This is a genomic window from Dyella sp. S184 (assembly GCF_009766065.1).
In the GTDB taxonomy this organism is placed as follows: Bacteria; Pseudomonadota; Gammaproteobacteria; order Xanthomonadales; family Rhodanobacteraceae; genus Rhodanobacter.
On sequence record NZ_LMUE01000002.1, the window covers coordinates 186,854 to 199,819 of the forward strand.

The following is a 12,966-nucleotide window of genomic DNA, read 5'->3' on the forward strand; positions in this document are numbered from 1 at the left end:
ATGGCGCCCATGTTGATTCCTCTCATCCTCAGCGGCGGCAGTGGTACCCGTCTGTGGCCGGTCTCGCGCAAGAATCTGCCCAAGCAGTTCCTCGCATTGGCCGGCAACGGCACGCTGTTCCAGCAGACCATTGCACGGACCCGGGAGCTGCCTGACGTAGCGGCCCCGATCGTGGTGGCCAGCGAAGATCACCGTTTCCTCGCCGCCGACCAGCTGCTGGAGGCCGGTATCAAAGGCGCCACCATCGTGCTGGAACCACTGGCGCGCAATACCGCACCGGCAATCGCACTAGGCGCGTTGCAGGCCTTGCAGCGCGATGCCGATGCCTTGCTGCTGGTGCTGCCGGCCGATCACCTGATCGGCGACACCGGCGCGTTTGTGGAGGCGGTGAAACAGGCCATGCCGCTGGCCACGCAGGACTGGCTGGTGACGTTCGGCATCCGCCCTGATCGTCCGGAAACCGGTTTCGGCTACATCCGCCGCGCCGAGGCAGTCGATGGCCATGGCTATCGCGTGGAACAGTTCGTCGAGAAGCCCGACCAGGCCACCGCCGAGTCCTATCTCGCCGATGGCGACTACGACTGGAACTCGGGCATGTTCCTGTTCAAGGCCTCGCGCTATCTGGAAGAACTCGCCATGCACGCACCAGCGATGCTGGCGGCTGTGCGCAACGCGCATGCGAAGGCATCGGCCGATCTCGACTTCGTGCGGATCGATCGCGATGCGTTCGCCCTGGTGCCGGATAACTCGATCGACTACGCGGTGATGGAAAAGACGCGCCAGGCAGCGGTGATCCCGGTCAGCTGCGCATGGAGCGACATCGGCTCGTGGTCAGCGCTGTGGCTGACCGGTGACAAAGACGCAGAGGGCAACCTGCGCGAAGGCGACATACTCAGCATCGACACGCGCAATTCGCTGCTGCGCTCGCACGACCGCCACCTGCTTGCGACGGTTGGTGTCGACGACCTGATCGTGGTCACCACCCCGGATGCCACCCTGGTGGCACATCGCGATGCCGCGCAGGATGTGAAGAAAATCGTCGAACAACTCAAGGCTGCCGGCCGCAGCGAACACTCATTGCATCGGGTGGTGCATCGACCGTGGGGCAGCTACGACTCGCTGGAGGCAGGCGAGCGCTTCCAGGTCAAGCGTATCCAGGTCAAGCCGGGCGCTTCCCTGAGCCTGCAGAAGCATCATCATCGCGCCGAGCACTGGATCGTGGTGTCCGGCACGGCCGAGGTCACCTGCGACGACAAGGTGTTCCTGCTCGGCGAAAACCAGAGCACCTACATCCCGCTCGGCAGCAAGCACCGCCTGCGCAACCCCGGCAAGGTGGCACTGGAACTGATCGAAGTGCAGTCGGGCAGCTATCTTGGCGAGGACGACATCGTGCGCTTCGACGATGTTTACGGCCGCGCCTGACGCGCAGGAAGTACCACAAAAAAGCCGCGCCGAGTGCGCGGTTTTTTTGTGACCCCTATGGCTTGAGCTATTCCACCGTGACCGACTTGGCCAGGTTGCGTGGCTGGTCGACGTCGGTGCCTCGCAGCACCGCGACGTGATAAGCCAGCAACTGCAGCGGCACGGTGAACACCGCAGGTGCGATGAAACTGCCACCGGACTCCACCCGCAGCATGACGCCGTGACCGGCCATGTCATCCATGCCGGCGGCGCCATCGGCGAACACGATCAGGCGGCCACCGCGGGCACGCACTTCCTGCAGGTTGGACTTGAGCTTGTCCAGCAGCGGGCCGCTCGGCGCCACCGCCACTACCGGCATGTCCTCATCGACCAGCGCCAGTGGGCCATGCTTGAGCTCGCCGGCAGGGTACGCCTCGGCGTGGATATAGGAGATTTCCTTGAGCTTGAGCGACCCCTCCAGCGCGACCGGATACTGCGCGCCACGACCAAGGAACAACGCATGCTGGTGATGGATGAATTCAGTCGACAGTTCGATGATCGCCGGCTCCAGCTTCAGTGCGTTCTCGATCGCCCGCGGCAGATGCTGCAGCTCGGCGCACAGCGAGGCATAACGCTGCGGATCCAGTCCGTTGCGGTGCGCCAGCTCCAGCGCCAGCAAGGCGAGGCCGGCAAGCTGTGTGGTAAACGCCTTGGTCGAGGCCACGCCGATCTCCGGACCGGCACGTGTCATCAGTTTCAGATCCGCTTCGCGCACAAGCGAGGATTCGGGCACGTTGCAGATCACCAGCGTGCCGAGGTAGCCACGGCGGCGCGACTCGCGCAAGGCGGCTAGCGTGTCGGCGGTTTCACCGGACTGCGAGATCGCCACGAACAAGGTGTCAGCCGGCACCACCGCTTCGCGGTAACGGTACTCGCTGGCCACTTCCACGCTGACCGGCAGTCGCGCGTACTCCTCGATCCAGTACTTGGCGACCAGGCCGGCGTGGTAGCTGGTGCCGCAGGCGATGATGTGCAAACCGCGCGTGCGCTGCAGCAGCGCATCGCTGTCGATGCCGAAGATGTTCGGCAGCACGCCATGCGGACCGATGCGCGCTTCCAGCGTGTCGGCCACGGCGCGTGGCTGCTCGAAGATTTCCTTCTGCATGTAGTGGCGATATTCACCGCGCTCGACGGCGTCGGAAGACAGTTCGCTCTCGTGCATCGCGCGCTCGACCGGCTGCCCGTCGAGGCCGTAGACCTGCACGCTGTCGCGGGTGATCTCGACCACATCGTCTTCGTCGAGATAAACCATCTTGTTGGTGACCTGGATCAACGCCTGCGCATCCGAGCCGAGGAAATTCTCGCCAATGCCGATGCCGACCAGCAGCGGCGCACCACGGCGTGCGCCGACCACATGACCAGGTTCGTCACGGCTGACCACGGCGATTGCGTAGGCACCTTCGAGTTCGCGTACCGTGCCCAGTACCGCTTCACGCAAGTTCATGCCCTGATCGATGCGCTGATCGATCAACGCCGCCATCACCTCGGTGTCGGTCTCGGAGGTAAACACATGGCCACCCGCCTGTAGCTCGGCACGCAGGCTGGCGTAGTTCTCGATGATGCCGTTGTGCACGATCGCGACGCGCCCTGCCACGTGCGGATGCGCGTTGGCCTCGCTCGGTACGCCATGCGTGGCCCAGCGCGTATGCGCGATGCCGGTGCCACCGGGGATCGGATCGGCGCGATACAGCGCCTCCATCTCGCGCACCTTGCCCTTGGCGCGCACACGCCGGATCTCGCCCTGGCCAAGTACGGCCACGCCCGACGAATCATAGCCGCGGTATTCCAGTGCCTTCAGGCCGGCAATCAGCAACGGCGCGACATCGCGCTGGGCGGCGGCAGCAACAATTCCACACATGCGCAAAGCTTCCTAATCCGGTGATGAATGCGGAGCCTCCAGCCCCGGCACAAGGCCACCATTCTGTCGAGGCTGCATTACCGCCAGCTTTCGTGGCACGTGCCAGCCGTGTCGGCAGGTGCCAATGGCTCAACCTGTTTAGTTCACCTTGCGGCGCAAATAGTTCAACAGATCGATGCGGGTGATCAGGCCGAGGAACTGCTCGCCATCCACCACGATCGCCACATGCCCGCGCTCGAACACCGGCAGCAACGCCTCGATCGGCTCACTCACGGCGAGCATCTGCAGGTTGGTCATCATGGCGGTGGACACCGGGTCGCGGAAGCGCGTCTCGTCGGCGTGCACATGCATCAACACATCCGACTCATCGACGATGCCGACCAGTTTGTGGCCATCCATCACCGGTAGCTGCGACACGTCGTACAGCTTCATGCGCGTGTAGGCGGTGATCAGCAGTTCGTTCGGACCGATCACCACGGTGTCGCGCTGGGCGAACGGACGCAGCAGCAGGTCGCGCAGGTCACCGTGCGGTTCGCGTTCGAGGAAGCCGTTGTCGAGCATCCAGTAGTCGTTGTACATCTTCGACAGGTACTTGTTGCCGGTGTCGCAGACCAGGGTCACCACCCGCTTGGCGCTGGTTTGTTCACGGCAGTATTTCAATGCCGCCGCTACCAAGGTGCCGGTCGATGAACCACCCAGCATGCCTTCCTTCGCCAGCAGTTCGCGCGCGGTCAGGAAGCTCTCCTTGTCGGAGATCGCGTAGGCCTTTTTCACCCGCGAAAAATCACTGATGCTGGGCAGGAAATCTTCGCCGATGCCTTCGACCATCCAACTGGCGGACTTGGTCGAGAGCGTGCCCTCGTTGATGTATTGCGTGAGGATTGAGCCGACCGGATCGGCCAGGACGATTTCGGTGTCTGGCGAATGCTTGGCGAAATACTGCGATAGCCCGGTCATCGTGCCAGACGAGCCACAGCCAACCACGATCGCATCGACCTTGCCGTCCATCTGCTCGAGGATTTCCGGGCCGGTGGTCTGGATGTGCGCGAGCGGATTGTCCGGATTGCCGAACTGGTTGATGAAATACGCACCGGGCGTTTCGCGCGCGATGCGCTCGGCCATGTCCTGGTAGTACTCGGGGTGGCCCTTGGCCACGTCCGAGCGGGTCAGCACGACTTCGGCACCCATCGCCTTGAGATTGAAGATCTTCTCGCGGCTCATCTTGTCCGGCACCACCAGGACCAGGCGATAGCCTTTCTGCTGTGCGACCAGCGCCAGACCCAGGCCGGTATTGCCGGCGGTACCTTCAACCAAAGTGTCGCCCGGCTTGATCCGGCCAGCCTTCTCGGCGCCCTCGATCATCGACAGGCCGATGCGGTCCTTGATCGAACCACCGGGATTGGCGCTCTCGAGCTTGAGGAACAGCTCGCACGGCCCGGTATCCAGGCGCTGGGCGCGCACCATCGGGGTACGTCCGATCAGTTCAAGGACACTCTGGTGGACCGTCATGGGGGCTCCGTAGCAAGGGATGCCAGTCACGCACGCCGCGCGATCGGCTAGACACTCATGATAACCGAGCCACCTGGTATCGGCCGAAAGCACCGCGGCCCCGCACCCCTTTCCCATGAACAGGAAAAAGGCCGGGGCCGCGCGTCACGTCAAACCGCAGGTTCAGTGGATAAGGTGTACCCGATCAGCCCACATGCGTTCGAGTCGTGCCTTGGCGAGCAACTTCTCCTTCTTCATGCTGGCCAGGGTCATATCGTCGATGGGAAGTACGCCGATATCGGCGTCGTGCACCTTGCTGTCGAGCTGTCGGTGATGCTGGTAAAGCCGGCGAAATTCCGCATCGGCTTTCATCAAGGCCTCGACATCCTCACGCTGCTGGTTTTCAAACATGATTCAACCTCCTCACGAGTGGGCGTGCGGTACCTCAAAGAGGCATCCGCAGACGATTGAACGCGTGCGCACAACCACACCCTGCGACCGGATGCCGGTAACGCAGGAGGGGAAGTAAACGTGGAATGCGCGCATGGTTCAGGTCAGTGACCCATGCGGCAGGAATGCCCCATGGGACTTCGACCCTACTCCCCCGATCCGGGTGGTGCAAGCCTGTCGGGCGTACTGCAAAGAACTGGCAGTTGTCAGTTAAAAACCTGTCAAAACAGTCATTTACATTTCGCAATCGAACTTGCAACAACGGCCGCCGCAACCAGCGACCTGTGGCCACGGCGAGCCACAAGTTAGCCCACCCGCAGCGCCACTGGACTCATTGCAGCGCGATCTCAGTGCCCGCTGTTGGACTGCGTAGCCGGCGCGTTGTCCTGCATCTGTGAACGCATCGCCTTGGCCGCCTCGGCCGCCAGGGAAGCTTCATGGCGGGCGGCCTTGGCCACCTTGGCCTGTGCCGCCGCCAGCTTCTTCGCCTGATCAGCCTCGGCACGCGCCTGGTCGGCCGCCTGTGAGTACGCCTGCCCCTCTTCCTGCGCTCGCGCAGCCTCTTCCTGGGCCAACTGCGACTGCAAACGCTGGCGTTCCAGCTCGCGCCGCGCGATTTCCGTGTCGCGCCGGCTGTTCTCGAGCAGGATCTGGTCGTGCTCGCGATCAAGCTGGGTCAGCTGGACCTGGGCATCCTGCAGCTGCGCGGCACTCTTGGCCAGATCCACGCGCCTTTCGGCGAGGTACAAATCACGCGCACGATCATGCTTGTTCGCCTGCGCCAGCCGGTTGATCGCATCGCGTGCGCGCGCCTGCTCAGCCTGGGCATAACTTCCCAGAGTGGGATCGTTGGCAAGCTGGTCGAGACTGCTGTTCAGGCGATTGATGTCGATATCGTCCTGCCGGGCATATACCGAGCTGGCGGCTGTCAGCGCCAGTGCAATGGCAGCAAGGGTAATGGTGAGCCGCTTCATGGCTGGCCTCCCTGGGTGCTGGAGCTTGAGGCGGGCTGCTGACTGTTGTCAGGCAGCGTCTGGAAACCGGCACCGGGTGCCGGCGCCGACAGTACCGATGAAGTGGGTGCCGGCATGTCCTCGGTAGGAGGTGGCGGGCTGGAGGACGACGCCGAAGCAGCCTGCTGCTCCTGCTGCTGGGCCGCCGCCTCGGCCTGCTCGCCCTGCGCGCGCAGGCTCGAATTTTCCTGAATCTTGCTCTGGATCTGGGCCCGCGTCGCGCCCAGTCGGGCCTTGGCCCGGGCCAGCTCGGCATCGGCACGCGACTCCTCGGCCAGATTGGCCGCGTCGGCGTACTTGCGCTCGGCCATCGCCGCCTGCGCCTGCTGGAACTTGTCCTGGGCAAAGCCCAGGTCGACAGGCGCATAGTCGGCAGCGCCCGCATCGCGCGCCGCCTGCAGCTGCGTCTGCGCCATATTCATCGAATCATCGGGCGGCGGCACCGTGGCGCAACCGGCCAGCGCCAGAGTCAGCGCCAGGGTGGCTGTGGTGGCGCGGATGCGGCCGGAGAGCCCGGCTGGCAGGGAAAAGATGTGCACCGTCACATTCCTCGTAGTGTGTCGCAGCGTATTGTGGGCAGGCATAATCCATCATTGCAACGCGCATTTCAGAAACAGGGGATTTTTCGTGGATATCGGTTACTTCCTCAAGCTCATGGTAGACAAGGGCGCGTCGGACATGTTCCTGACCACCGGCGCCCCAGTGAACATCAAAGTCGAGGGCAAGCTGTATCCACTGGGCAATACCGGCCTGCCTGGCGGCATGGTCAAGAAGATCGCCTACTCGCTGATGGACGAAGGCCAGGTGCCGCAGTTCGAGCGCAATCTCGAGCTGAACATGGCGCTGGCGGTGAAGGAAGCCGGCCGCTTCCGTATCAACGTGTTCAAGCAGCGTGGCGAAGTGGGCATGGTGATCCGCGCGATCAAGAGCGAGATCCCCAGCATCGACCAGTTGCAGCTGCCCAGCATCTTCCGCGACCTGATCATGGAGCCGCGCGGCCTGATCCTGGTGGTCGGTGCCACCGGCTCGGGCAAGTCGACCACGCTGGCGGCGATGATCGATCAGCGCAATTCGCATACTCCCGGCCATATCCTCACCATCGAGGATCCGATCGAGTACCTGCACCGGCACAAGAAATCGATCGTCAACCAGCGTGAGGTGGGCCTCGACACCCACAGCTATCACGAGGCGCTGAAGAACGCGATGCGCGAAGCGCCGGATGTGATCATGATCGGCGAGATCCGCGACACCGATACGATGGAAGCGGCGATCGCGTTCTCCGAAACCGGTCACCTGTGCCTGGCCACCCTGCACTCGAACAACTCCGACCAGACGCTGGAGCGCATCCTCAATTTCTTCCCCGAATCGGCACACAAGAACGTGCTGATGAACCTGGCCTTGAACCTGCGCGCGGTGATCAGCCAGCGCCTGGTGGTGGGCAAGGACGGCCGGCGCATTCCAGCTGCAGAAGTGCTGCTCAACACGCCGCTGATCCGCGACATGATCCGCCGCGGGCAGATCCACGAGATCAAGGAAGCGATGGACCGCAGCCTGCAGGAAGGCATGCAGACCTTCGACCAGTCGCTATACCGTCTCTACAAGGAAGGTCGCGTGGAGCTGGAGGAAGCACTCAGCAAGTCCGACTCGCGCGATGGCCTGGCGCTGAAGATCCGGCTCGCCGAAGGCGGCACCAGCGACCAGGAACTGGTCGGCAACGATCCCTACGGCATGGGCTTCTGAGACTCGCAGGCGCGTTCCTTCAGGACACGGCTGCGGATTTGCATCAGGCAGCTACGGCCGCATCCGGCTGCACTTCCGGTGCGGCATGCTGGAACGCCTCCAATTCATTGCACGCCTGATAGATCCGACGCAAGGTCGGGTAATTGTCCAGCGGCAATTTCCAGCGCAACGCGTTGTAGAACTGCGGTATCAAGCAGGCATCGGCCAGACCCGGCGTTTCGCCGTGGCAGTAACGACCGGTCGCCGCATTGTCGGCCAGCATCGCCTCCAGCGACTTGAGGCCGGTAGCAATCCAGTGCCGCGACCACTCGGCACGCTGCGCCTCGTCGGCACCGAACTGCGATTCGAGTTGGTTAAGCACACGCAGATTACCCAGCGGATGGGTGTCGCAGGCGACGACCATGGCCATCGAGCGAACCCGTGCGCGTCCTCGTGCATCGACCGGAAGCAGTGCCGTTTCAAGCTCCGGATAAATGTCGTCGAGGTATTCCATGATCGCCAGTGACTGGGTAATCACGCGGTCGCCATCGAGCAGGCACGGGATCAGTTCCTGCGGATTGACCGTGCGATAGGCCGCCGCATGCTGCTCGCCGCCATCACGCAGCAGGTGTACCGGCCGCGATTCGTAGCTCAAACCCTTCAGGTTCAAGGCGATGCGAACGCGGTATGCGGCGCTGGAACGCCAGTAACCGTAGAGCACCAAGCCGGTAGCCATGAGCCGTTCCCCCTGGACGAAAGTGGCAGTCTAGCCACAGTGTGACCTCGGCACATGGCTGTCGGCAACGCCCCTATTCAACCCGACCGCCATTTGCATCGATGCACAGGTCGCCGGACAATAGGCGGTTACCGCCGGTCATGGCGGCTACAACCCGTTCCTACTGGAGTTTTGCCGTGTCAGTCATCCGCATGAGTGACCTCGATTTGCGCGACCAGCGCGTCCTGATCCGCGAGGATTTGAATGTACCGATCGACGACCACGGCCAGATCACCTCGACCCAGCGCCTCGATGCAGCCCTACCCACGATCCGGGCTGCCCGCGATGCCGGCGCGAAAGTACTGGTGCTGTCCCATCTGGGTCGTCCGAAGGAAGGCCGCTTCGACGCCGAATCCTCGCTGGCACCGGTTGCAGCGTGGCTGCGTGAGCAGCTCGGCACGCCGGTGCGGCTGGTGGCCGATTATCTGGACGGTGTCGAGGTGGCCGCCGGCGAGGTGGTGCTGCTGGAAAACTGCCGCATGAATGTCGGCGAAGGCAAGGACGACGAAGCGCTGGCGAAGAAATATGCCGCGCTGTGCGACATCTTCGTGATGGATGCCTTCGGCACCGCGCACCGCGCGCAGGCCTCCACTCACGGTGTGATCAAATTCGCCCCGATAGCCGCCGCCGGCCCGCTGCTGTCGGCCGAGCTGGACGCGCTTGGCAAGGCGCTGGAGCATCCGGCGCATCCGCTGCTGGCAATCGTCGCCGGCTCCAAGGTCTCGACCAAGCTGACCCTACTGGATAACCTGATCGGCAAGGTCGACCAGTTGATCGTCGGTGGCGGCATCGCCAACACGTTCATCGCTGCGATGGGTCACTCGATTGGCAATTCCCTCTATGAGCCCGACCTGATCGACGCGGCGAAGAAGGTGCTCGCCGACGCGAAGCGCCGCGGCGCCCTGGTGCCGATGCCGGTCGACGTGGTGGTGGCACCAGCGTTTTCCGCGCAAGCACCGGCCACGGTGAAGCCGGTTGACCAGGTCAACGACCACGAAATGATCCTCGACATCGGGCCGGAGACCGCCAGGCGCTACGCCGAGCTGATCGCCAACGCCGGGACGGTGGTGTGGAATGGCCCGGTCGGCGTATTCGAATTCGACGCCTTCGGCCACGGTACCGAGACGCTGGCACGCGCCATCGCCGCCTCGCCGGCATTCTCGATCGCCGGTGGCGGCGATACGCTGGCCGCGGTGGACAAGTACGGCATCGCCGACGATGTCTCCTACATCTCCACCGGCGGTGGCGCCTTCCTCGAATTCCTCGAGGGCAAGGAACTGCCGGCAGTCACCGCGCTGAAGGCACGCGCGGCCCACTAATGCTCTGCCTGTTCGACCTCGACGGCACGCTGATCGATTCCGAGCACGGCATCATCGCCTGCGTGAAACATGCGCTGGCGAAGCTGGACGTCCCGGCGCCACCGCAGGAGGAGCTGCGCGGGTGGATCGGTCCACCGCTGCGGCACAGCTTCGCGCCGCTGCTCGATCACGACCCGGTACGGATCGAGGCCGCGGTGGATCATTACCACGAGCGCTTCCACACCGATGGCTGGCGTGAACACGACATCTATCCCGGCATCGAGTCACTGATCGAGCGCCTGCTTGTTGTGGGTCACCAACTTGCCGTTGTCACCAGCAAGCCACAGCGACATGCCGCGCCGATCATCGCGCACCTGCCGTTCTGCGATGCATTCTTGCGTCTGTACGGGCCTGACCCGAATAGCGCACACAGCGAGAAGGCCTCGATGATCGCCGCCGCACTGGCTGACTTCGGCGCCAGACCCGAAGACACCGTGATGATCGGTGATCGCCGTTTCGATATCGAAGGTGCACTGGCCAACCATGTGCGCGGCATCGGCGTGCTGTGGGGTTTCGGCAGCCGCGCGGAACTGGAGCAAGCCGGCGCCAGTGCGGTTGCGACCACGCCAGACGAATTGGCCGGTTTGCTGACAACTTGACTGTTTCCCGCGCCTAACAAAAAGCCGCGGCATGCCGCGGCTTTTGGTATCGGTCAAAACCTGGCTCAGCGAATGACGCGTTTCACTGCATCCACCACGTGCGCCACCGTGAAGCCGAAGTGCTCGAACAGCTGCGGTGCCGGTGCCGAGGCACCGAACGTAGTCATGCCGACCACCTCGCCATCCAGGCCCACGTACTTGCACCAGAAGTCGGCGGTCGCCGCTTCCACCGCGACGCGGGCACGGCACCAACCCGGCAGCACGCCTTCGCGGTATTCCAGCGGCTGCGCATCGAATACCTCGGTGCACGGCATCGATACCACGCGGGCGGCTATGCCCTGCTGGGCCAGCGCGCGAGCAGCCTCCATCGCCAGTTCCACTTCCGAACCAGTGGCGATCAGAATCGCCTTGAACTTCGTATCCAGCGGATCGGACAGCACATAGGCACCGCGCGATATATCGGCGACCTGCTGCCCGCTGCGCTGCTGATGCTTGAGGTTCTGCCGCGAGAAAACCAGGCAGGCCGGTGCACCCTTGCGCTCGATCGCTACCTTCCACGACACCGCCGATTCCACCGCATCGCACGGACGCCACACCTGATTGTTCGGGATGTAACGCAACGAGGCCAGATGTTCGACTGGCTGATGGGTCGGGCCGTCCTCGCCCAGGCCGATCGAGTCATGCGTGTACACGTGGATCGCGTGCGCCGGGATCAGCGCGCTCATGCGCACGGCGTTACGGGCGTAATCGGAAAACACCAGGAAGGTGGCGTCGTACGGAATGAAGCCGCCGTGCAGGGCCACGCCATTGGCGATCGCGGTCATGCCGAATTCGCGCACGCCATAGTAGACGTAGTTGCCGTTGGGGTCATGGCCGTTGCCGGCGTCGACGCTACCCTTCCACTTGGTGAGGTTGGAGCCGGCAAGGTCGGCCGAGCCGCCAATCAGTTCCGGCAGCAACGGGGCGAACGCCTCGATGCTCATCTGCGATGCCTTGCGCGAGGCGATAGTGGGACCGTCGGCCTGCAGCTTGTCGACAAAGGCTTGCGACTTGGCGGGCCAGTCGGCCGGCAGCTCGCCACTCATGCGGCGATTGAACTCGGCCGCCAGTTCCGGGAAAGCCGCGATGTATTTGGCAAGCGCGTCGTGCCAGGCCTGCTCGGCCTCGATACCTGCCTTGCGATGATCCCAGCCAGCGTAGATCTCGGCCGGGATCTCGAACGGCGCAGAATGCCAGTCCAGCTCGTCACGGGCAGCAGCGACCTCGTCCTTGCCCAGCGCGGCACCGTGGCTCTCTTCCTTGCCCTGCTTGTGCGGCGCGCCGAAACCAATGATGGTTTTGGCGCAAATAAGCGTGGGCTTTTCGCTCTGGCTCGTCGCCGCTTTCAACGCCGCGGCAATCGCTGCCGCGTCATGGCCGTCGACGCCACGGATCACGTTCCAGCCGTAGGCCTCGAAGCGCTCCGGCGTGTTGTCGGTGAACCAGCCATGCACTTCACCGTCGATCGAAATGCCGTTGTCGTCATAGACCGCCACCAGCTTGCCAAGCTTCCAGGTGCCGGCCAGCGAGGCCACTTCGTGCGAAATGCCTTCCATCAGGCAGCCATCGCCGAGGAAAACATAGGTGTGGTGATCGACCACCTCATGGCCTGGGCGGTTGAAGTGCGCCGCCAGCACCTTCTCGGCCAGCGCGAAACCCACGGCATTCGCCAGACCCTGGCCCAGCGGACCCGTGGTGGTTTCCACGCCCGGGGTTTCGCTGGCTTCCGGATGGCCAGCCGTCTTCGAATGCAGCTGGCGGAAGCGCTTGAGCTGCCCGATCGGCAGGTCGAAGCCGGTCAGGTGCAGCAAGGCGTACTGCAGCATCGAGCCGTGGCCATTGGAAAGCACGAAACGGTCGCGGTTGGCCCACTTGGGGTTGGCCGGGTTGAACTGCAGAAAATCGTTCCACAGCACCTCGGCGATGTCCGCCATGCCCATCGGCATGCCCGGATGGCCGGAATTGGCCGCCTCCACGGCGTCCATGGCAAGGGCGCGCACGGCGTTGGCGAGTTCGCGGCGGGTGGTCATCGATCAGTCTCCGGAAGGCTTGGCAAAACGCAGATTGTCGCCGATCCGAGGCGACGATGTCGCCTTGATCACCTCGTGTGCACCTCGTTTATTCGTTCAATGGTGCAGTGCACGGTCTCCGTTCGCCGCTATCTGCGTATGCCCCCCAAGTACCTGAGGTCCACCACCACATGAAA

11 protein-coding genes are annotated in these 12,966 nt (G+C 63.5%); 4 read left to right on the plus strand and 7 right to left on the minus strand.

The genetic code is table 11. The features are described 5' to 3' along the window. On the plus strand, positions 1–1,422 hold the full coding sequence (locus tag GSQ75_RS00800; protein WP_216840586.1) for a mannose-1-phosphate guanylyltransferase/mannose-6-phosphate isomerase: 1,422 nt from the start codon (positions 1–3) through the stop codon (positions 1,420–1,422). A 67-nt stretch (positions 1,423–1,489) separates the two neighbouring features. Here the strand turns inward: GSQ75_RS00800 and glmS are convergent, their stop codons facing one another. The 5 genes from glmS to GSQ75_RS00825 all read right to left on the minus strand — a co-directional run bounded on the left by glmS (position 1,490) and on the right by GSQ75_RS00825 (position 6,809). Continuing rightward, positions 1,490–3,319 (minus strand): glutamine--fructose-6-phosphate transaminase (isomerizing), encoded by a 1,830-nt coding sequence (gene glmS / locus GSQ75_RS00805; RefSeq protein ID WP_158752652.1) that lies wholly within the window; start codon positions 3,317–3,319, stop codon positions 1,490–1,492. Between the two features lie 138 nt (positions 3,320–3,457). After that, positions 3,458–4,828, minus strand: coding sequence for a pyridoxal-phosphate dependent enzyme (locus tag GSQ75_RS00810; RefSeq protein ID WP_158752653.1), 1,371 nt, complete (start codon positions 4,826–4,828; stop codon positions 3,458–3,460). A gap of 162 nt (positions 4,829–4,990) precedes the next feature. Next, positions 4,991–5,218 (minus strand): YdcH family protein, encoded by a 228-nt coding sequence (locus GSQ75_RS00815; protein ID WP_158752654.1) that lies wholly within the window; start codon positions 5,216–5,218, stop codon positions 4,991–4,993. Positions 5,219–5,604: 386 nt separating this feature from the next. Next, positions 5,605–6,231 carry a hypothetical protein gene (locus GSQ75_RS00820; RefSeq protein WP_158752655.1) on the minus strand — a complete coding sequence of 209 codons (627 nt, stop codon included), beginning with the start codon at positions 6,229–6,231 and terminating at the stop codon, positions 5,605–5,607. Then, on the minus strand, positions 6,228–6,809 hold the full coding sequence (locus tag GSQ75_RS00825; protein ID WP_158752656.1) for a DUF4398 domain-containing protein: 582 nt from the start codon (positions 6,807–6,809) through the stop codon (positions 6,228–6,230). Before GSQ75_RS00825 ends, GSQ75_RS00820 begins: the two co-directional genes overlap by 4 nt. Before the next feature lie 88 nt (positions 6,810–6,897). Here GSQ75_RS00825 and GSQ75_RS00830 point away from each other — a divergent pair, with 88 nt between their 5' ends. Further along, positions 6,898–8,010, plus strand: coding sequence for a PilT/PilU family type 4a pilus ATPase (locus GSQ75_RS00830; protein WP_305791082.1), 1,113 nt, complete (start codon positions 6,898–6,900; stop codon positions 8,008–8,010). Positions 8,011–8,053: 43 nt separating this feature from the next. Here GSQ75_RS00830 and maiA read toward each other — a convergent pair whose 3' ends face one another. Continuing rightward, positions 8,054–8,725 (minus strand): maleylacetoacetate isomerase, encoded by a 672-nt coding sequence (gene maiA, locus GSQ75_RS00835; RefSeq protein ID WP_158752657.1) that lies wholly within the window; start codon positions 8,723–8,725, stop codon positions 8,054–8,056. 176 nt (positions 8,726–8,901) lie between these two features. On the opposite strand from maiA, the gene GSQ75_RS00840 reads away from it, so the two are divergent. After that, positions 8,902–10,083, plus strand: a complete 1,182-nt coding sequence (locus tag GSQ75_RS00840) for a phosphoglycerate kinase (protein WP_158752658.1) — start codon at positions 8,902–8,904, stop codon at positions 10,081–10,083. After that, the gene (locus tag GSQ75_RS00845) at positions 10,083–10,721 is read left to right on the plus strand and encodes an HAD hydrolase-like protein (protein WP_158752659.1); all 639 of its coding nucleotides are present in this window, start codon (positions 10,083–10,085) and stop codon (positions 10,719–10,721) included. The genes GSQ75_RS00840 and GSQ75_RS00845 overlap by 1 nt, the downstream gene beginning before the upstream one ends. A gap of 65 nt (positions 10,722–10,786) precedes the next feature. Here the strand turns inward: GSQ75_RS00845 and tkt are convergent, their stop codons facing one another. Continuing rightward, on the minus strand, positions 10,787–12,790 hold the full coding sequence (tkt, locus tag GSQ75_RS00850) for a transketolase (RefSeq protein ID WP_158752660.1): 2,004 nt from the start codon (positions 12,788–12,790) through the stop codon (positions 10,787–10,789). Between the last annotated feature and the right edge of the window lie 176 nt (positions 12,791–12,966).